Origin of the sequence: Leeuwenhoekiella sp. H156 (genome assembly GCF_052218455.1) — a bacterium.
In the GTDB taxonomy this organism is placed as follows: domain Bacteria; phylum Bacteroidota; class Bacteroidia; order Flavobacteriales; family Flavobacteriaceae; genus Leeuwenhoekiella; species Leeuwenhoekiella parthenopeia.
Genome location: NZ_CP197499.1, coordinates 348,365 through 368,777 on the forward strand (window position 1 = coordinate 348,365; position 20,413 = coordinate 368,777).

Annotated in this window: 13 protein-coding genes; 4 read left to right on the top strand and 9 right to left on the bottom strand. The window is 46.7% G+C overall.

All coding sequences use genetic code 11. The features are described from left to right. Window positions 1–19 precede the first annotated feature (19 nt). The 7 genes from ACSSS3_RS01415 to ACSSS3_RS01445 are packed head-to-tail and all read right to left on the bottom strand — an operon-like array spanning window position 20 to window position 12,024. Window positions 20–2,284 (bottom strand): GH92 family glycosyl hydrolase, encoded by a 2,265-nt coding sequence (locus ACSSS3_RS01415; RefSeq protein WP_442846157.1) that lies wholly within the window; start codon window positions 2,282–2,284, stop codon window positions 20–22. Between the two features lie 50 nt (window positions 2,285–2,334). Then, window positions 2,335–4,659, bottom strand: a complete 2,325-nt coding sequence (locus tag ACSSS3_RS01420) for a glycoside hydrolase family 20 protein (protein ID WP_442846158.1) — start codon at window positions 4,657–4,659, stop codon at window positions 2,335–2,337. A 5-nt stretch (window positions 4,660–4,664) separates the two neighbouring features. Then, window positions 4,665–5,774 (bottom strand): hypothetical protein, encoded by a 1,110-nt coding sequence (locus ACSSS3_RS01425; RefSeq protein WP_442846159.1) that lies wholly within the window; start codon window positions 5,772–5,774, stop codon window positions 4,665–4,667. A 32-nt stretch (window positions 5,775–5,806) separates the two neighbouring features. Next, window positions 5,807–6,868 carry a carbohydrate-binding family 9-like protein gene (locus ACSSS3_RS01430; protein WP_442846160.1) on the bottom strand — a complete coding sequence of 354 codons (1,062 nt, stop codon included), beginning with the start codon at window positions 6,866–6,868 and terminating at the stop codon, window positions 5,807–5,809. Next, entirely contained in the window at window positions 6,869–7,840 is a 972-nt protein-coding gene (locus ACSSS3_RS01435; RefSeq protein WP_442846161.1) for a glycoside hydrolase family 130 protein, read from the bottom strand. A gap of 19 nt (window positions 7,841–7,859) precedes the next feature. Further along, the gene (locus ACSSS3_RS01440) at window positions 7,860–9,734 is read right to left on the bottom strand and encodes a sodium:solute symporter family protein (protein ID WP_442846162.1); all 1,875 of its coding nucleotides are present in this window, start codon (window positions 9,732–9,734) and stop codon (window positions 7,860–7,862) included. Between the two features lies 1 nt (window position 9,735). Next, window positions 9,736–12,024 carry a GH92 family glycosyl hydrolase gene (locus ACSSS3_RS01445; protein WP_442847382.1) on the bottom strand — a complete coding sequence of 763 codons (2,289 nt, stop codon included), beginning with the start codon at window positions 12,022–12,024 and terminating at the stop codon, window positions 9,736–9,738. Between the two features lie 111 nt (window positions 12,025–12,135). Here ACSSS3_RS01445 and ACSSS3_RS01450 point away from each other — a divergent pair, with 111 nt between their 5' ends. The 3 genes from ACSSS3_RS01450 to ACSSS3_RS01460 all read left to right on the top strand — a co-directional run bounded on the left by ACSSS3_RS01450 (window position 12,136) and on the right by ACSSS3_RS01460 (window position 16,227). Continuing rightward, the gene (locus ACSSS3_RS01450; protein WP_442846163.1) at window positions 12,136–13,221 is read left to right on the top strand and encodes a sensor histidine kinase; all 1,086 of its coding nucleotides are present in this window, start codon (window positions 12,136–12,138) and stop codon (window positions 13,219–13,221) included. Continuing rightward, window positions 13,218–13,925 carry a LytR/AlgR family response regulator transcription factor gene (locus tag ACSSS3_RS01455; protein WP_442846164.1) on the top strand — a complete coding sequence of 236 codons (708 nt, stop codon included), beginning with the start codon at window positions 13,218–13,220 and terminating at the stop codon, window positions 13,923–13,925. The genes ACSSS3_RS01450 and ACSSS3_RS01455 overlap by 4 nt, the downstream gene beginning before the upstream one ends. Window positions 13,926–14,343: 418 nt before the next feature. Further along, on the top strand, window positions 14,344–16,227 hold the full coding sequence (locus tag ACSSS3_RS01460) for a TIR domain-containing protein (protein ID WP_442846165.1): 1,884 nt from the start codon (window positions 14,344–14,346) through the stop codon (window positions 16,225–16,227). 5 nt (window positions 16,228–16,232) lie between these two features. On the opposite strand, the gene ACSSS3_RS01465 is transcribed toward ACSSS3_RS01460, so the two are convergent. Further along, complete coding sequence (locus ACSSS3_RS01465; protein WP_442846166.1) at window positions 16,233–18,782, bottom strand: ABC transporter permease; 2,550 nt, start codon at window positions 18,780–18,782, stop codon at window positions 16,233–16,235. Further along, complete coding sequence (locus ACSSS3_RS01470) at window positions 18,779–19,465, bottom strand: ABC transporter ATP-binding protein (RefSeq protein ID WP_442846167.1); 687 nt, start codon at window positions 19,463–19,465, stop codon at window positions 18,779–18,781. Before ACSSS3_RS01470 ends, ACSSS3_RS01465 begins: the two co-directional genes overlap by 4 nt. 69 nt (window positions 19,466–19,534) lie before the next feature. Here ACSSS3_RS01470 and ACSSS3_RS01475 point away from each other — a divergent pair, with 69 nt between their 5' ends. Continuing rightward, entirely contained in the window at window positions 19,535–20,257 is a 723-nt protein-coding gene (locus tag ACSSS3_RS01475) for an arylesterase (RefSeq protein WP_442846168.1), read from the top strand. Window positions 20,258–20,413 lie beyond the last annotated feature (156 nt).

Sequence of the window (20,413 nt, forward strand, 5' to 3'; positions counted from 1 at the left end):
ATGGCAGGTTTTGGCCAAATCACTTATAAATCACCTCGCCGGCTTCCACCCAGGTTTTATGATCTACATACGTATTACTTAATGACCTTCCGTCTAAACTAAACTTACCGGAAGCTTCTGATTCCCGTGATCTTTCGTTTTTAATTACCAACTCATCCCGCTCGTAAAATTGAGGGTCGAGATGAATAATCACTTCCTCAAACCGCGGCTGCGTCAAGGTATAACCGGGATCAGCCGGAGTCATCGGGTAAAATCCCATCATCGCATATACCAGCCAGGCGCTCATCGTGCCGGTATCGTCATTACCCGGTAATCCTGCCGGTTTATTCGTAAAATAAGCAGCTATGAGTTCGTCTACTTTTTTGCGGGTTTTGTATGCTTTACCCGGCAGGTAATTGTACAAAAACGGATAGGCAATATCCGGTTCGTTTGCCATATCAAACTGTCCCTGCTCAAAAAGCGCATCGAGTTTTGCTTCAAACTTGCGGTTACCTCCCATCAATTGAATCATTCCTTCAATATCCTGGGGTTGCATAAAGAGGTACTGCCAGGCATTGCCTTCAATAAACCCGGGATTCTCGGTAAAATTAGCACCTGCCGAAGGATCAAAAGGTGCGTACCAGCTGCCATCGGCCATCCTGGGTTGTAAAAAGCCTGATTTTTTATTGTACAATTTCTTATACGAAAGCGCCCGTTGATCAAAACGTTTGGCTGTTTTTTTATCTCCCAAAGCTTCCGCCAGACGGGCAATGGCATAATCGGCGATGTTGTATTCCTGAGTGGTAGATACGGGGCCTTTAATGTGCGAATCGTAACTTACATAACCCAGATCGATATATTCCCCGATGCCGGGTCGCACCGGATTGGCCTCACGGGTATCGGCACTTTTGAGCATGGCTTTATAGGCCTTTTGCACGTCAAAACCGGTGATGCCGCGCAGATAGGTATCGGCCAGCACAACTGCCGCAGGATCGCCTACCATCGTAAACGTCTCGGTCGCGTTGAGCTCCCATTTGGGTAACCAGCCGTTTTCGTCATAAATAGCAAGCATGGAATTCACCATATCCAGTTGTTCCTGAGGATAAAGCAAACTCATCAACTGATGGTAATTGCGGTAGGTGTCCCACAGCGAAAACACGGTATAGCGGGTTCCGTTGGTATGTTTGGTCTTGCGGGTGTTCATCTCGGGGTATTCACCATTAGCATCATTTAAAATGCTGGGTGCGATCTGGGTATGATACAAAGCCGTGTAAAAAATAGTCTTATCATCCCGGTCATCTCCCGTAACCTCAACCACGCCCAGTTTATCATTCCAGGCATTTTTGGTTTCGGCATAGACGGCATCAAAATCTGATCCGCCAACCTCATTATCCAGATTCTCCCGGGCGTTGGCAATACTCACATACGAGATCCCCACTTTAAGCGTAACCTGTGTGGCTTCTTTAAAATCATACTTAAAATACGCGCCAATACTGTCCCCCACGACTTCCTTCATAAAGTGTTCCTTCAGTCGGGTTTTGCCGTTATAGGTCATCCACTGGGCTTCAACTCCTGTATAAGTCGCGGGTTTATCCCAGATCCCAAAATTTTCAGGAGCTTCAGAAACACGGGCCACGAAATAGATGGGATAAGCGCTTTCGGCATTGTTATAGCAAAACGAACCTACCATACGCGAGCCTTCCACTTCGGTGGGCGAATTGAATTTCAGCACCGCCCCGTGCTCGTTGGTAAGGCCCAGTCCCAGATTGAGGAGCAAATTGGCCTTCCCTGCCGGAAAGTGATATCGGCTTACACCCACACGGGTACTGGCCGTCAATTCGGTTTTGATGCCGTTATCGAGTTCGACCGAATAATAACCCGGCCTGGCGATCTCGTTTTTATAGGTCGTTCCATACTTTAAGTGGTCGGTTTCCAGCACGCCGGAGGTTGGCATACTCAGGATCACGCCCAGATCGGGGCAACCCACGCCACTCATATTGACATGGCTAAAACCGGTTAAAAAACGATTTTCATACACATACGGATTGGACAACCAGCGACTGTCTTTTTCCAAATCGGTATCGCCTCCTGCCACGTTAAACGGCGAAACACTGGCCATACCGCGCGGGGCGATAGCTCCCGGATGGGTGGCTCCAAAATTTGAAGTCCCGATAAACGGATTTACATATTGGGTAAAGTCCTGTTGCGCATTCGCGAAAAGACCACAGGTTAATCCCAATACACAACTCAGTATGTGTTTAAAGTTGAGCGGAATACTGAAGGATAAAAAAGTTGAAAATCGCATGATTTAAAAATTGTGCTCCTGTCTGGTTTGAAGAGCCTGTTTAAAGTAATCTACTTTACTAAAACTTCGTCGATAAACATCCACACGCCGTTAAGCTTTGACGAACTATAAGGCGATACACTTACCTTAACATAACGCGCTTTCTGATTCTGAATTGGTACGACAAAAGTCTCTAAACTCGAACTGCCGTTTGCTTTAAATGCGCGTTCAAAAGTTCCTGCGGGTTTGAAGGTTTTACCGTCCTCAGATACCGACACCGCCACAGTGACCGGAAAATAAATACCCGCGCCCTGATTCTCCAGAGTACCCAATTGCACTTCCTCAATCTCCTGAAGGCTGCCTAAATCGAACTGCAGCTCTACCGGTGTATTGAGCCAGCCCAGCCATTGGCCGTCGTGAAAATTCTTCGACCCCCGCAATACGTTTACCAAAGTGGCCGCGCCTTTACCGCTATAAGCCTCGTGCGACTTCGGATTAACTTCGGCAACTGTACCTGCTGCTTTATGAAAATCAAAGCTTTTGTCTAAAATACGCCCTGCAGGCTTTCCGGCTTCGAAAACCGCAGCTTTAATTTGGGTTGTCGTATCAATCTGTAAAGCTTCGGTGAAAAGTTCTGATTCTGCATCAAGGGTATTGCCATTTAGCGCATAACGGATTTCGGCATCGGGCATTTCGGTCTTTAAAACGATACGGATTCCGTTTGAGAGGCTATCCTGTTCGGCTTTCACTTCTACATTATAAACGCTGCGCGAATAGGCGATATCCAAAGCCTCGAGTCTGGGCATAAAACGCTTGAGCCTTTGCGTATAGTCTTCCCAGTCGCGCTGCTCGTTCCCGGACCAAAGCACCTCTGCCAAAGCCGTAAGTCTCGGAAAAAGCATATACTCTGACTCCTGAGGCGTGGTGATGTATTCAGACCATAAATTGGCCTGCGCACCCAGCACGTGACCGCGTTGCGCGGTGCTCATACTGTCTATCACCGGGTCAAAAGCATACACCTGCTCCAGCGTATTTACCGCATCGAAAGCCAGCGGTTCCACATCAGGATTACCCTGATAAAAATTGAAATACATGGGGTTTTCGGGCGTCATAATCACATCGTGCCCCTGGGCGGAAGCCTCCCAACCGCCTTGGGTACCGCGCCAGCTCATCACCGTGGCGGCAGGGGGCAATCCTCCTTCGAGAATTTCGTCCCAGCCGATTAAGACTTTGCCCTTTTTCTCCAGAAATTGCCCGATGCGTTTCATAAAATAACTCTGAAGTGCTTCGGTATCCTCAAGGCCTTCTTCGGCGATACGCCGCTGGCAATCGGGGCAGGTTTCCCAGTTGGTTTTAGTAGCCTCGTCGCCACCAACGTGCAAGTATTTGGAAGGAAAAAGCGGTATAATTTCGTTCAGCACGTTTTCGAGAAACTCAAAAGTCGTTTCCTTGCCCGGGCAATAAATCTGAGTGATGGGCCACACCCCTCCGCTGGGCACCGCGATGGGTTCCTGCGTGCAGGATAAAAACGGATAGGATGCAATCGCGCTCATCACGTGTGCAGGCATCTCAATCTCGGGAACCACCTGTATGCCGCGATCCTGAGCGTAGGCCACGATCTTTTTGATATCTTCCTGAGTATAAAAACCCCCGTAAGTACCGGTTGCATCGGGGTCATTCGTGGCACGGGCGTTCCAGTGTTTATCTTCCTGATTTACGCGAAAAGCCCCCACTTCGGTGAGCTTCGGGTATTGTTTTACCTCAATGCGCCAGCCCTGATCGTCTACCAGATGCAGGTGCAGGGTGTTGAATTTGAGCAGCGCCAGCCGGTCGAGGGTTTTTAAAATGTATTCGGTTTCAAAAAAATGCCGGGAAACATCGAGCATGAGTCCGCGCCAGGCGTAGCGAGGGGCATCCTCAATACGCAGGTTGGGCACGCTAAGGGATGCGGCCCCGTTAGTTTCAAAACTCACCGGAAGCAGTTGCCGAAGGCTTTGCAAGGCATAGCTAAATCCCGCTTTTGCCGAAGCCTTGATCTCAATATAGTCTGAATGTACTTCGAGAATATAGGCTTCAGGCCCCAGATTTTGATCTGAACTGAAAAGGATATAATCTTCCTGAGGCGTTTGCTGCTGAAGCCTGAGCGGAAAATTTGCCGCATCTTGCATCTGCTCACGGAAAAAGGTCACGGTAGCCGCGAGGCTGTCTGCCGCTACCAGCACCGTAGCTTCAGTAAACCGAAAACTACCTTCATCGAGCTTAAGCTGTTTGGGTTTTGGAATCAGCGTTACCGCTTCAGGCTTAAACCGCTCTTCAGTCCCGTTACCGCAACCCAGTAAGAGGCCAAGGCAAAGTGCCGCAAAAAGTTTTGGTATTCCCTGAATTCCTTTCCCCATAAATCTTAGTTTGCCGCTTTAATCACCGCGAGTTGTTCATCAGTTAGTGCATTTCCATCAAAGAAAGCCGCTCCCTTAGCCCCATTATCCTTCGCCAGTTGAATGGCTGTTGCCAAATCTTCCGCAGACATTTCGGGGACGTAAATCCCGGTGTGTAATTCGGTACCGGTACCTTCGAGGTCTTTTACACCCTGCCCGGTGGCAAAGCCTATCCAGTCTATTTCTTCATTGTAAAAATTGTGGTAAATCATCGGCAGCACCACATCAATATCCCATTTATCCCAGCGTTGACGCACCATATGATCAGCCATCTCCGGGTATGGAAATACCGCTCCGGTTAAAATCTTTCCGTTATCGTGAGCTACTTTATAGGCATCGTCCACAACCGCCTTGATCTGATTGAGGCGAAATTGCTTCCACTCCATATCAATCGCGGTGTTTTCCATCTCCCGCGGATTTTTATGATGTAATTCTTCAAACTTCTCAACACAGGCATCGCAATAACAAAAATCGTATTCGGGCAATTCGGTGTCCTGAACGAGATCGTATTTGGGCAATAAACCTATGGGCAGGAATACATCGGGATACCGAATGTAGTCCAGGTGAAAACTGCTCACCCCTTCTACTTTGCTCAGTTTGTCTACCAGACTTAAAATGTGATTGCGCGAACCTTCCCGCGTGGGGCATAAAAACTGGTAATAATCTACATACGGCCTGTTATCAAAGGTTGATTTTCCATCGCGGCTTACCGCATACCATTCGGGGTGTTGTAAGGCAACCGTATCACCGGGACGGTTCATCGTAAACATCCAGGCGTGCACTTCAAGACCCTGAGCCGTAGCCAGAGGTGTGAGACGTGCCAGCAATTCGGCATCGGCATTGGTATTGATTAAAACGGCGTCTAGACCGTTATCGCTGTATTTTTTAAATTCAGCCGTGTAAGATTCGTCAGTACGTTTAGCATCTGCCGTCATCCAGGTCCAGAATTTGAAATCAGCAGTTTCCGGTTCTGCTTCTTCGGTTTTAGCGGTCTTGCCCGCAGGATGAATATTATCGATGCATGAAGTGGCCGCCAGACTCAGAAGCAGCAAGCCAAGGATTAATTTAAGTTTCATAGAATTCTATTTTTAAGGTACCAGTTCTGGTTTTAATCGATTTTCAAATACTTACCATCTTCCCGGATGCTGTACATGTAGCCGGTAAACGGACTTTCAACAAAGATGGTCCAGCCCATCTTGTGCGTATTGATTTCAGGTTTTACAATTTTCCCTTCAATCTCAAAACTTGCGGCATCTAAATCGTCCAGATCTTCTGCCCAGGCTTTGTGGGTATTGTAAAAGTCTTTTTGTTTGCGGTAGATTTCGTAGAGTTTCCAGCGGATTTGCTCATCAACCGGGATGCTGAAACTTTCGGTTTCGCCCAACGGTTTAGAACTGAAATACACATAGCCCCAATGCTCGGGTTCGTGCATATTGATCACCCCTTGCGGAGACCACACCCAGTTGTATTCGGGCAGGTAGTTGCCCGATGCATCTTGAGCGCGGCTGTAGCGGTCTTCATTCAGCTCAAAATCCCAGTTTACCCGAGAGAAGTTGATACGCCAAAACTGATCTGCAGGCAGGTCGTTTGAACCGCTGGCTTCCACCAGAACAGACCAGGGCATCGCAATTTCCACACTCCAGCCCGTATCGGTATCGGTGGGATCATTAAGCGTTCCGTTAATAGAAACCGCCGTTTGCAGGCCCTGAATATCCCAGCTGTCCAGCACCGGTGCCGACTCGCGATAGGGTTTTACCAACAATAAATCCCAGACGGTATTGAGCGCATTCATCTCAAACTCATAATAGTTATGCGTATCGCCATCGGGGTCTATAAAAATCTCAAAATCGTTGTTGTAAAAGATCACCGTGTCGCGCTGTTTCAGCGTTGCCCAGATGTGGGGTTCGTTTAGCTCTGCGTAGAAATACAGATTCTCCTCATCCCAAAGCATTTTTACACGCGTCTCATATTTGGGTATTTTTTCGCTTTCAATATCTATAAACGGCTGCGAAAAAGCGGCTTCCTTCCACTCCTGCTCGTCGGCCTTGCCGTCAATGTTAAGAGGTGTTTCAATACGATGCGCCACATAACTGCGCGGCGGAATCTTTTGGGCGTAGCCCGAAAAAGCGAATGCGCAAAGAAGGGAAAGAAGGGCTTTTTGAATGTTCATTTACAGGCTGTTTGTTTTTACAAAATCAATTATTTCGCTCAGCTTACCAAAAGCGATTGCTGTCACCGTATCGGCCGCGCCGTAATAGAGCGTTACTTTATCTTCTTCAACCGAGTGCAGCGTCGCGCACGGAAACACCACATTAGGCACGTCGCCCGCCATTTCGTAAGATTCTGCCGGCGCCAGTAAATACGGCTGACTGCGGTACAGGACCTTATCGGGACGGTCTTTATCCAGAATCGCAGCCCCCACCGAATAGCGGAACCCGTTGCAGGTGTTGATCACGCCATGGTAAAACAGCAACCAGCCTTCATCGGTTAAAATAGGTACGGGCCCGGCTCCTATTTTGGTACACTGCCAGGCGCTTTCGGTAAACGGCGCCACTTTCATCACGCAGCGGTGCTCTCCCCAGTATTTCATATCGGGACTGTAGCTGATGTAAATATCCCCAAAAGGCGTATGCCCGTTGTCACTGGGACGGCTGAGCATCGCAAATTTACCGTCTATTTTCTGCGGAAGCAAAACCCCGTTGCGGTTGAACGGCAAAAAGGCATTTTCGCACTGAAAAAATTCTTTAAAATCGAAGGTGTAGCCAATGCCGATTGTTGGGCCATGGTAGCCGTTGCACCAGGTAATCCAATAACGGTCTTCAATAAAACACACCCGTGGATCGTATTTATAATCAGACTCGATCATCTCGGTGTTTCCGGCGCCAAAAACGATGGGCTCGTGGTTGATTTCCCAGTTGATCCCGTCTTTGCTGAAACCCGCAAAAATATTCATCTGCACCGCTTTGTTATCGCAACGGAACACACCGGCATAACCGTCTTCAAAAGGCACCACGGCCGAGTTGAAAATACTGTTGGAAGAAGGAATGGCATACCGGTCAATAATAGGGTTGGCATCGTAGCGCCACATCACATCGGTGTTGCCTTGCGGGCGGTCTTGCCAGGGAAATGGGGTTGTACTCATAGAATCGTATTTCTTTAAATTAAGTAGTTAGTTTTTTGACTTTATCAAGCCAGGTAAATTTTAAAATCAGGGTCGTTACACCGAAAATCAGGAGGCTCCAGGCCATTTTTTCGTAATCGCGCACCACCAGAAAAATAGGCAGTACGATCATACTCGATTGCCAAACAATCCCGATGAGACAGTTGAGCATATCGAGGCCAAAATCGGTATTTTTTTCTATCGCCTCGTCGGCCGTTAACTGCTCCCGAACCGGTTTCCACCAGCCCCAGGGGTGCACCGAAGTATAAAAACTTTTTAAAGTTGCAGCCGCCGTGGGAGGCGTAAGATAGGTTCCCAGAAACGCGCCCAGCAAGGAAAAGCCCAGAATTATCGGAAACAAATAAATAACAGGCACGTGGGCATACCAGTATAAAAAGCTGCCCTCGACATAGGTTGAAGCGCCCTGATCAATCACATATTGCAGGGTGGCCACAATCAGCCCGCTAAGCATTCCCCAGAAATAGCCCCAACCGTTAAAGCGCCACCAGATCCACTTGAGGAAATTGGCTGCCACATAACCCCCGTACAGCGAACTCGTAATCCAGAGCGTAATGGAGTTGATGGAGTCTGCAAAAAAGCCCATTATAACCCCAAGGGTTACGACTGCAAAAGAAGCCACGTGACTGGCCTTTACATAATGCCGGTCTGTGGCTACGGGTTTGAAGTATTTCTTATAAATATCGTTTACAATATAAGCAGGCCCTGCATTCACAAAAGCCGAAAAGGTAGACATAAATGCCGCAAGCAAACCGGCAAGCAGCAGGCCTTTAATCCCCACAGGTACGTGGTTGTTGATCACCTGCGGAAGGATTACCTCCAGATCATTTCCTGAAATCTCACCGGCTTTAGCCAGTTCGGGAGCGATGTATACCAATCCCAAAACCACAATGGCGGCGATAAGCAAATACCGGGGAATGAACAAAACCAGATTGGTAAAGCCGCTCATATAGGCCGCATCTTTTGCGGTGCGGGTTGAGAGGATACGCTGCATATCGTAACTGGGCGTAGGCCCGGCGATGCTTGCGAAAAAACCTTTAAACAGGCTCATCCCCACAAAAGCACCAAACATTTTATAACCCTGTGTATCGATCAGCCGGTTAAAATTTTCATAGTCACCTGCCCAGAAACCGGTGAGTTCGCTGCCGAACACCACATTTTTCCATTCGGCAGGAATCAAGGCCTGAATTTCAGTGTCGGTAAAGGCGAAAAAGGTATAGCCTGCTACCAGAATCCCGGCCAGCACCATGATCCCAAACTGCAATACTTCCGTAGAAACTACGGAGAACATTCCGCCTTTAATGGTGTAAATCGTGGTTAATAGAATGAGGATTAGGGCATAAACCTGTTCGGCATTAAGCAGCGTAAAATCACCTAGTATTAAACTGGCGTCCCAGGGCAAAATCACGGTCATAAACTTACCGGCGCCTTCAAAGAAATAGGCGATAAAACCTACCGATGCCACCACGGCGAAAATCGCCACGATCAGGTGTGAGGCACGACCGGCCCTGTCGTCCCCGAAGCGCGAGAGAATCCATTCAGAACCCGTCATCACATTGGAGCGGCGTATCCAGACGGCCAGAAACATCATCACAAAAACCTGATTGAAGATGGGCCAGATCCACATAAACATAAAGCTTTTGACCCCGTATAAAAACAGAATGCCCACCATCCAGGCAGTGCCCGAAACGTCAAACATCCCCGAGCCGTTACTCAGCCCCAGATAATACCATTTTATGCTTTTTCCGCCCAAAAAATAGGAGTCCAGACCTTTGGAAGCCTTTTTGGCTACATAAATCCCGATGCCTATGGTAAGCAACAGGTAAACCGCAATAATTACAACGTCTATTAACTCCATACTAATTGGCCTGCTTTACACCCCAGGTTTTATTGGGCTCTGCACCCATAGTCAGCACGAGTTCTCCTCCTGCCACTAGTTGCTCGTGGGTAATGCCGGTTTGATTAAAAGGTTTTCCGTTTAGGGTAGCCGACTGAATGTAGAAATGGGTTTCTGAAACCCCTTTAGCTTCTATGCTGAAACGTTTTCCATTTGGCAGGGAAATAACCGATTTCTCAAAAACCGGACTGCCTATTTCATATGCAGCACTGGCCGGATTGAAGGGATACAGGCCCATTGAACTCCATACATACCAGGCAGACATCTGGCCGGCATCTTCATTCCCGCTCAGGCCGTTTGGCGTGGTGTTGTACTGGGTTTTTAAGATTTCGTGAACCCAGTATTGCGTAAGCCAGGGTTTCCCGGCGCGGTTAAACAGGTAAGCGATGTGATGACTGGGTTCGTTACCGTGCGCATACTGGCCTATAAGTCCCGAAATATCATTGGAAATATAATCCCCGGTGATTTCAGAACTTTCGGTAAACAGCTGTTGAAGCATTTTGGTAAAGGGCTCTTCCCCTCCGTGCAGTTTGATAAAATTATCGGTATCGTGAAGTACAAACCAGGAGTGTTGCCAGGCATTACCTTCGGTATAATCAGTGTTGTCACGGTGTCTGCTGAATTTAGGATCGAAAGGCTCGTGCCAGTTTCCGGCAGCCGATTTGCCACGCATAAAGCCGGTTTCGGAGTCGTACAGTTTTTCGTAGGATTTAGAGCGGTTTAAGAAATATGCGTAATCCTGCTCGCGGCCTAAAGCTTTGGCCATTTGCGCCACACACCAGTCGTTGTAAGCATACTCGAGCGTAAAGGTGACCGACTCGTCTATTTTGTCATACGGAATATACCCATACTCCTTTAAAAACTGAAGTCCGCGTGCATCACGCATCTGGGTGTTTTTCATCGCTTCAAACGCTTTTTCGGCATCAAAACCTGTAATGCCTTTAAAATAAGCTTCGGTTATTACCGGAATCGCGTGGTTACCGGTCATCGTATTGGTCTCATTGCCGTAGAGCGTCCACACCGGCAGGCTTTTATGTACCGAATAATACGCGAGCATCGAGTTGATGATGTCGCTAACTTTTTCGGGTTCCAACAAAGCAAGCAACGGGTTTTCTGCACGGAAGGTGTCCCAAAGTGATAAGGTTGAATAGGCTGTATAATCGGCTTTGACAATGCTGTCGTTTTCCAGACGGAATTCGCCAGTAACGTCTGAAAAAGTTACGGGAGCGATTTGCGTATGGTATAATGCCGAATAAAAAATCGTTTTTAAGGAATCTACCGGAGTTTCCACCACTATTTTATTCAGTTGCTGGTTCCAGGCTTTTTTAGCTTCGGTCCTTGCCGTTTCAAAATCCAAATCCCGATCACTTTTCAGATTGGCTTTGGCATTGGCAATGCTTACTGAAGAAACCGCAACTTTTACGGTCACGTCGCGGCTTCCGTCTATATCAAAAAAGAACTGACCCGCCGTGGTCTTTCCGGTAACCTTTCCGGCTTCTGATTTCTGCTGATCTTTAAATAAGTTATAGCGGGCAATAGGCTTTGAGAATTCGGCCACAAAAAACACTTTTTGATTTTTCGCCCAACCCGTACTGTACCGGTATCCGCTAATGGTCATGGCATCCTCTACCTCAATGGCAGTTTCAACCGGTGCATCCCAGTTGATGGCAAAACCCAGATCGAGCACCACCGAAGCTTCACCGGCACCCTCATAATTGTACTTCTGAAAAGCCGTACGCTGCGTCGCAGTTAGACTCACCTTAACCTGCGGATCCTGCAAATAAACCATATAATAGCCCGGTTCTGCACTTTCGCGCTTATGCGAAAAACTGGAAGCATACGGCCGGTCCTGTGGATTTTCATAAGTGCCGGTCAAATCGAGTTCTTTCGCCGCAGGCATAAATAAAATATCGGCCAGATCGCCAATACCGGTTCCGGTTAAATGCAGATTGCTAAAACCCGAAATTAGAGAATCAGAATAATGATAGCCCGAGCACCAGTCCCAGCCGTTACGCCCGTTATCGGGGCTTACCTGCACCATCCCAAAAGGAACGGTTGCACCGGGATAGGTATGGCCGTGGCCACCGGTCCCAATAAAGGGATCTGCGTAGCCCGTAAGCATACGTTCTTCTTGAACCTGAGGAGTAACCTCAGCCGACTTTTCTTTTTTACAGGAAGAAAACACGGCAAGGCATCCTAAAAGGATAATTTTACAGCCGTGTTTTGCGTTAGGATTAAGCTTTGGGAGCATCATCTGTTAAGATTTTTAATAAATATGTGATATATTATCGCGGTTTTAATCTTTTATTAGACAAACAACAGTTTTGAAAAGCTAAACAGCCAAAAAGTCCTCTGACACTTTATGCCTCTTACAACCACATTTAAAAATAGCTTTAAAATTAACAGCACCACGGGTTACAAGATTAACCCTACCCATCACGCAATTTTTTGGCTGTGCTATTTCCTGTTTAATTTTTTGAGATGGGGAAGTTATTACAACGATTATCTCTATTCCTTTAAGGCCAATTTACTGGGGTTTCCCATTCACATGACGCTCACCTATTTTACGATTTATGTGCTCATCCCCACGTTTATTTACCGGCGAAAGTATATTCTCTTTACCGTAAGCCTGTTCTGCTCCATCCTATTAATGGTGATCATTAAGTATGAACTCACCTATTTTTTAATCAGTAACAACGTCTGGCCCGAAGGCCCTGAAGAAACCACCAGCCTCAACCTCAATTATGTAGTGGTGATGATGCTGGGCGAACTCTATGTGATCTCCTTTGTAGCCGCCATTAAAATCACTATCGACTGGATGCGGGAGCGCCAGCTGGCCTCAAACCTGGCCAAATCACAGCTGGAGACCGAACTACGCTTTCTGCGTTCTCAGATTTCGCCGCATTTTTTCTTCAATACCTTAAATAATATTTATTCGCTGAGTCTTGAGAAATCTGAAAATACTCCCGATACCATTTTAAAACTTTCAGACCTGATGCGGTATTTGTTATACGAAACCAAGCAAAACCGGCAACCGCTTACCAAAGAGATTAAGTTTATTCAGAATTATCTGGATCTGGAGCGCATACGCTACAACGACAAACTCGATTTGGAATTTGAAATCACCGGAAATCCCAAAGGCCGAAAAATCGCACCTATGCTGCTTATTCATTTTATTGAAAACGGATTTAAGCACGGTGCCGGGAAAAACACGGGCAAGGTACACATCAGCATCAAACTTCAAATTGAAGAAGACCAGCTTGTTTTTAAAATGACTAACACCCTGCCGCAAAAGGGATTGAAGAACAACCTCAACAAAGCCGGCGGCATAGGCATTGAGAATGTATTAAAACGCCTTAACTTGGGCTACGGCCCGGAAGGATATCAACTCGATATTTTTGAAGCCGACGGTGAATATCACGTACACTTAAAATTAAACTTATCATGAACCTGAGATGTGTGATCATCGACGATGAACCCCTGGCCATCAATGTGATTAAAAATCATATTGCGCAACTAACGGGTCTCGAAGTCGTAAAAACCTTTGACAACGCGATTGAAAGTCTGGATTTCATCCGAAAAAATGAAGTAGATCTGCTGTTTCTGGATATCAATATGCCGGTAATAGACGGCCTGAGCTTCCTTAAAAGCCTGGACGCAAAACCTATGGTGATTCTCACCACGGCCCACGAGGAATATGCAGTTGAAGGTTTTGAGCTCGAAGTGCTGGATTATCTGGTTAAACCCATATCCCTTCCGCGGTTTTTGAAAGCAACCAACAAGGCTGTGGCACGGGTAAAAGACCAGTCTAAACCTGTTGTAACCTCAGATGAAGACAGCATTTTCGTCAAAATTGACAAGAAGAAAATGAAGAAGGTTTATTTTGATGATATTCTTTTGGTCGAAAGCCTTAAAGATTACATTAAAATCATCACGACCAAAGGCAACTACGTAGTACATCAAACCCTGAGCAGTTTTACAGACGAGTTACCGGCAAGTCAGTTTATACGCATTCACCGTTCCTACACCGCAAACATCAACCGGGTTGATACGGTTGAAGGCAACAGTGTAGAAATTGCCAACAAGCGCTACACCATTGGCCGAAACTATCTGGAAGAAGCCAAAGCCGCAATTTTAAAGGATAAGGGTTAAAGACCAGCCTTTTAACGAGCTTCATTCCTAAATACCTAAAAGGGTGAATTTTGATGCGGTTTCGGCTGTTTCGGGCTACTGGTATCGACCCAGCAAAACATAACAACAGAATCTCAAACGGCACAAGCGAATTCATTTTATGCAATTGGGATGTACTATAACTGCTTTAGCGATTGAACTGCATAAAACAATCCTTCCGGTTTTGTTGGTACGTAGTCTATGCCTACTTACTGAACTTATAATTCATCGTATTATTAAAAAACCCGGATACTCAGGTTTGAGTACATCACTTCGTACACAGCCACTCCATTCCCTGAAAAATACAATTCTTTGATAATTAATATTTTACAAATAAAAGCTAACTTTCGTAGTGTATCGAACTCCTGACTTCCAATCATCGGAGCTTTAAACCCATCTTATGAAATACAAAGCTTTTCTGTCTTACAGCCACAGTCAGGACACCGATTTGGGCACCAGCCTCGAAAAAGCGCTGGAGAAATTTGCAAAACCTACCTTCAAGCGTCGGGCGCTCGAGATTTTTAGAGATGCAAATGATCTTTCGGCAGCTGCCGATCTGGGCGAAAAGATTAGAACAGGGCTTGAAGAGTCGGAATACTTTATTTGTATGGCTTGCGAAAAATATGCACAATCCAAATGGTGCGCACGGGAAGCCGAATGGTGGAGGGATCACAAGTCAATAGATACCTTTTTGATTGTTTTGACGCAGGGCGAAATTTTGTGGGACGAGAGCACCAATGATTTTGACTGGAATGTAACCACGGCTATTCCCAAGGTACTTTCGGGGGCTTTTAATGGCGAGCCTTTTTACGTTGATTTCAGGAATCTGGGACCCAAAGAAAAACTAACTCTGGAAAATCCCGAATTTAAAAACCGCGTGGTTTTACTCGCCGCTACCCTGCACGGTAAATCTATTGGCGATATGGTGGGTGAAGCGGTAAAACAACACAAGCGCACAGTACGCCTACGGAACGCCGCCATAAGTGTTTTGAGCATCCTGCTTGTTGCTGTAATTATCGCGTTGTTCTATGCGGTGAACCAAAAAAACAGAGCCTTGCTATCCAGTTACCTTGCGAATGCACAGGCTCAATTCACCGAAGATCCCACCAGGTCATTAAGATTAGCAGAATATGCCTGGAATTTTGCCCAGGAGAACGACTTTCCAACAGCAGAAGCCGGAGAATTAATCACTAAAGTATTTTACAGCGGCTATGGGTTTTATCAGGAGCAAACAGACGATTTGCCCGATTTTGAAAGTATGGAAAACAGCGCACCCCGTGTTGCCCGTACTCCCTTTGAATCCCGGGTTTTACAACTTACCGATTCCATTTTAAATACGGTACCAAAAGACAATTATCTAAGCAATCAATCAGATCTGTATATCGATTCTGAAAATGAGTCTGCTATACTTGCGGTTTCAAGCAATGCCGTAGGATTCACCCAACTTTATTTTATAGAAACGGCAGATTTCTACATCAACCGGGTACACGTTCTACTTCCGGGTTTTGTAGGCTTTACCGGTTATATTCAGGATATTGATATTTCAAATGATGGTACCTACACGGTTTTGGGTTCGGCTAACGGCAAAACAGCGGTTTTAGACAACGCCTTTTACCGCTCAAACCCCGATAAGAACCGCTTTAAAGACCGCGCAATCCTTATGGCCGAAGAAGGATATCCGGTGAGAGGAATTTCGCTTTTAAATGATGATGATCTCATAGGGGTGGCGAGCTTTGGCAGCACTTATGAAAACGGGTATCGGGAAGATTTGCCGCAAACTACTTACTATTTCAAAACAGCTGCATTTCCCTATATTGAATTGCGCAATGATGACAGTGAGCAGGGGAATTCGTCTCTTGATTCGTTTTACTACATCACACCCGATGATTCTCAAAATAACGATCCCTTTACCTGGTTTCACTTTGCACAAAGCCTGCACTCAAAAGATGGCGCGGTCATCGCACAATTTCCGGATGCGGAAGGGGTAAAACTGGAATCTGTAGAAAGCCCTGACGGCAACTACTTTGCGAGTTACAAAGCGGTTTTTAATAAGCACGGTGAACAGCTTATCGCTCTCGACCTTGATTTTATTGACAATCCCGGGGTGGCCATTTGCTTTTCAACAGACAGTAAGTATTTTAAAGTAAGCTATCTTGATGGCCTGGAACGTATTTTTCCGCTTGATCCACAGACGATACTCAAACGTATCAACAAGGTCGAAATCATGGGCAACATTGCCCACTTAAGCCCTGCTGATAAAGTCCGTTTTTTGATTGAGGATTGAAAAACCTATCGGCTTTCTTTCCGCAATACTTCCAAAGGCGAACTTTTTATAACGCTGATGCTGTTTGTAAGGCCTATAATTAAAACCAGTAGGGTAATACCCGGCAACAGTATCCCAAACGGCACCCAGCTGGGGATAAACGTGGTGTCAAAGGCAAAATACGCCAGTAAAAGACTTCCTATTAGCGATAACAAAATCCCGGAAAGTGCTCCCAAGAGTCCCAAATACAAATACTCCAATCCCTGAATGCGTAAAATCTGCTTGCTTTTGGCTCCCATCGTACGCAGCAAAACGCTTTCGCGAATGCGCTGATACTTACTGGTACGCACCGCTCCAAGCAGGACGATGATCCCTATCAGGATGCTGAAAAACGCCATAAAGTTGATGATGTAGCTGATTTTGGTAAGCAAATCTTCAATCACATTAAGCACCTGGCGCAAATCGAGTATCGAAACATTCGCGTAATCCTTAACCAAAATACGCTGTATAGCTGCGGAAATTTCCGAATTGGGCACCTGGGTCGTAATCACACCAAATTGCGGTGCCTGCTCAAGCACTCCCGCCGGAAACACCACCGAAAAATTGAGCTGCAAACGGCTCCAGTCAACCAACCTGATGCTGCCTATGGTGGTTTCCAAAAGCCTGCCCTGCACATTAAAGGTTACCCGGTCACCGACAGCCACAACCGCATCCTGCGCAAAATTATCACTCACCGAAACCGGAACGGGCTCGGTCCCATCTTCTATTCGGGGAGTGAAGCTTCCTTCCTTAAGACTTTCGGAGCCGATTAACGAATCGCGATAGGTGGTGCGGAACTCGTGATTGAGAATCCAGCGGCTGATTTGGGTGGTGGTATCGGTTTTGATATCTGCGACATCGCGACCATTAATACTATGTACCCGCATCGTCACGATAGGAACTTCGTCAAGAGGCGTCAGATCATTTGCTCGTAGCGTTTGAGCCACCAAAGGCATCTGATCGCGCTGAACATCGAGCAAAATCATATTGGCCTGTTGTGCACTGCTGTCCAGATTGGCCTGCGCCAGCAACATATCTTTGGTAAAATACAGGGTGCTTATTAAAAAAGAACCCACGCCAATCGCCAGAATCAGTACCACCGTCTGATTGCGGGGTCTAAAGAGATTGCGCAAACTTTGGCGCGAGGTAAAACTCCACGAGGTAGGGAAATAACGGCGCAACACGCGCATAAAAAGATGGGCGATTCCTGCCAGAATACTAAAGGTAACGACGATGCCACCCAGAAAAGCCAGCGCATACCTCCAATCACCCAGCAGCCACAGGGAAAATAAAAAGATAAAAAGCAGAATGATACCGCTTACCAAAATCGCGGTACTTCGCGATTGACTGCCGGCATCCTCAGTAAACCGAAGCGTTTGTAAAGGAGAGACATAGAGTGTGCTCAACAAAGGATACAGGGCAAAAAGCACCGACATAAACATACCGATAAAAATCCCCATCGCGATGACCGGTGCAGACCAGGTGATTTTGACATCCACCGGCAGCAAACCTTCCAGCAAAACCGGAAACAACTGCTGTAAGGCGAGGCCTAGAGCGGTACCCAGAATTCCGCCCAGCAAACCAATGGCCGCAATCTGAATCAAATAAATCAAAAAGGCCTGCTTTCGCGTAGCGCCCAGACATTTTAAAACCGCCACCGAACGCAATTTCTCCCGGATGTAAATGGTGGTCGCACTGGCGATGCCCACGCATCCCAGCAACAAGGCTACAAAACCTACCAGATTGAGAAACTTTCCGAAGTTCTCATAACGCCTGCCCAGACGATCGCTCGTTGAAGTATGGGTGTCCAGATCGGCTTCTGCGGCATCCAGGCGGTCGCCTATCCTATCTTCAAGAAGTTGCATATCGGCTTTTGGAGCCTTAAAATAATATTGATAATCAATACGGCTTCCCAACTGCACCAAACCGGTTTGTTCAACGTAGGAATACGGAATCACCACAGGCGGAGCGATGGCGCTAAACACCGCATTACTGCCTGGCAGATTTTTGAGTTCGCCCACTACCGGAAGACGCGCCTCCCCTATTTTTACCGTATCGCCTACTTCAATACCCAGCTGCAGCATCACGGTTGCATCAACCAGGGCTCCGTTACGTTTTGCATAGTTTCTTCCGGCGTTTTCGGGTTGCGTTTCGATTTCCCCATAAAATGGAAAACCCTCGCTAATACCACGTACCTGAAGCAATTTGGTTGCTCCGTTTTTTGGGAATAAAGCCATGGAGGCAAACGAAATTTCTTCCGCATCTGCGCCACCCAGAGAATCTACGATTTGTAAGGCATCTTCGGTCAGGGCATTATCGCTGTCAATCTTAAAATCGGCACCCATCAGGGCTTTAGATTGCAGCGCGATGTTATCTTTCAGGGTTTCTCCAAACGACTGAATAGACACAATAGCCGCAACACCCAGCACGATTGAAACCATAAACAGACTGAGTTTACCCGCACTGGCTTTAAAATCGCGCCAGGCCATTTTAAAAAGCCAGGCCGCACCCGCTGTCATCTTCTGATTTTTACTCATACCGCCGCGCTTGTGAGATTTGCAATTTTTCCGCCCCTGATTGTTAAGATATTTTGGGTTTTGCGTGCCAGCTCCATATCGTGGGTTACCAACACCAGTGTAGTACCGCGCTCTTTATTAAGTTCAAAAAGCAGGTCGACTACCTTCTCCCCGGTCTCGGCATCCAGATTTCCGGTGGGTTCGTCTGCAAATAAAATCTTGGGATCATTAGCAAAAGCCCGTGCAAGGGCAACACGTTGCTGCTCCCCTCCTGAAAGTTGAGTGGGATAATGATCGCCACGGTCCCCTAATCCCACTTTTTGAAGCAAAGCTTCTGCCTTTTTTGTGGCTTGCCCGTCGCCTTGTAATTCCAGCGGAACTGCAACATTTTCTAAAGCGGTAAGCGTGGGCAGGAGTTGAAAATCCTGAAACACAAAGCCCACATCGCGGTTGCGCAACATGGCGCGCTCATCTTCCGAAAGGCTGCTGAGTTCGGTCCCGTTAAGAATCACGCTACCGGAGTCTGGCCGATCGAGGCCGGCACACAATCCCAAAAGCGTGGTTTTGCCGCTTCCGGAAGGGCCCACGATCGCAAATGTTTCGTTTTCTGTTATACTAAAGTTAATATCTTCAAGTACCTTTAGCTTTTTGGAGCCACTGGTATAGCTTTTTTCTAAATTTGAAATTTCTAATATGAAAGGCATAGTATAAGTGGTTTTGACAGAAAAATTGGGCTCAAACCGCAGGTTTTGGCTTTTCAGCAAAATAAACAAATGCTTGTGATAACGAATAGACTCCGCGTACGAACCCTGTTAATCTTTTGTTGTTTTTTAGGCGGAATGGTGCTGCATTCGTGTAAAGACAACTCAAACGCGTCTGCAACCGAAAGCGAAACCAACCAAACTGAGGAAACGGCCACGACCGAAACCGATAGCACTTTAAAAAGTATTTTATTTTTTGGTGACAGTCTCACTGCGGGCTACGGTCTCGACAATCCTGATAATGCCTTCCCTGCACTGATTCAAAACCGAATAGACAGTCTGGGACTGGAGTATACCGTAATCAATGCCGGATTGAGCGGCGAAACCACGGCCGGTGGCCGAAACCGGCTCGAATGGGTACTCGAACCGGATGTGGATGTTTTTGTTCTCGAGCTGGGCGCCAATGATGGCCTACGCGGAGTGGCGGTGGCGGAAACACGCGAAAACCTGCAATGGATGATTGATAAAGTAAAAACCGAAGCGCCCGGTGCACAAATCGTACTTACCGGAATGCAATTACCTCCTAATCTGGGCACCGAATACACCACCGATTTTAAAGCAATTTTTCCGGAACTGGCCGAAGAAAACAATATTGCACTCATCCCCTTTTTGCTTGAAGATGTAGGCGGTATCGCCAGTCTCAACCAAAATGACGGTATTCATCCCACAGCCGAAGGGCATAAGATTTTAGCCGAAAACGTTTGGGAAGTTTTAGGGCCGATTTTAAAAGAGTAGCAAATGATTGAAAATCCCAGATTTTTCAAAAGAATTATAGGCATTTCCCTTCTGTTAATGATTGCCAATGTGATTCTGGCTCTTTACGAAAGTTTCGATTTAACTTTTTATCTGAATTTTACGGCAGCGTTTTTTATTGGCCTAGGTGCCTGGTCG

Coding starts and splice junctions, on each gene's coding strand:
- ACSSS3_RS01450 (WP_442846163.1), top strand. CDS start 12,136: ATGCCTCTTACAACCACATTTAAAAATAGCTTTAAAATTAACAGCACC.
- ACSSS3_RS01420 (WP_442846158.1), bottom strand. CDS start 4,659: ATGGGGAAAGGAATTCAGGGAATACCAAAACTTTTTGCGGCACTTTGC.
- ACSSS3_RS01470 (WP_442846167.1), bottom strand. CDS start 19,465: ATGCCTTTCATATTAGAAATTTCAAATTTAGAAAAAAGCTATACCAGT.
- ACSSS3_RS01445 (WP_442847382.1), bottom strand. CDS start 12,024: ATGCTCCCAAAGCTTAATCCTAACGCAAAACACGGCTGTAAAATTATC.
- ACSSS3_RS01440 (WP_442846162.1), bottom strand. CDS start 9,734: ATGGAGTTAATAGACGTTGTAATTATTGCGGTTTACCTGTTGCTTACC.
- ACSSS3_RS01460 (WP_442846165.1), top strand. CDS start 14,344: ATGAAATACAAAGCTTTTCTGTCTTACAGCCACAGTCAGGACACCGAT.
- ACSSS3_RS01435 (WP_442846161.1), bottom strand. CDS start 7,840: ATGAGTACAACCCCATTTCCCTGGCAAGACCGCCCGCAAGGCAACACC.
- ACSSS3_RS01425 (WP_442846159.1), bottom strand. CDS start 5,774: ATGAAACTTAAATTAATCCTTGGCTTGCTGCTTCTGAGTCTGGCGGCC.
- ACSSS3_RS01430 (WP_442846160.1), bottom strand. CDS start 6,868: ATGAACATTCAAAAAGCCCTTCTTTCCCTTCTTTGCGCATTCGCTTTT.
- ACSSS3_RS01455 (WP_442846164.1), top strand. CDS start 13,218: ATGAACCTGAGATGTGTGATCATCGACGATGAACCCCTGGCCATCAAT.
- ACSSS3_RS01475 (WP_442846168.1), top strand. CDS start 19,535: ATGCTTGTGATAACGAATAGACTCCGCGTACGAACCCTGTTAATCTTT.
- ACSSS3_RS01415 (WP_442846157.1), bottom strand. CDS start 2,284: ATGCGATTTTCAACTTTTTTATCCTTCAGTATTCCGCTCAACTTTAAA.
- ACSSS3_RS01465 (WP_442846166.1), bottom strand. CDS start 18,782: ATGAGTAAAAATCAGAAGATGACAGCGGGTGCGGCCTGGCTTTTTAAA.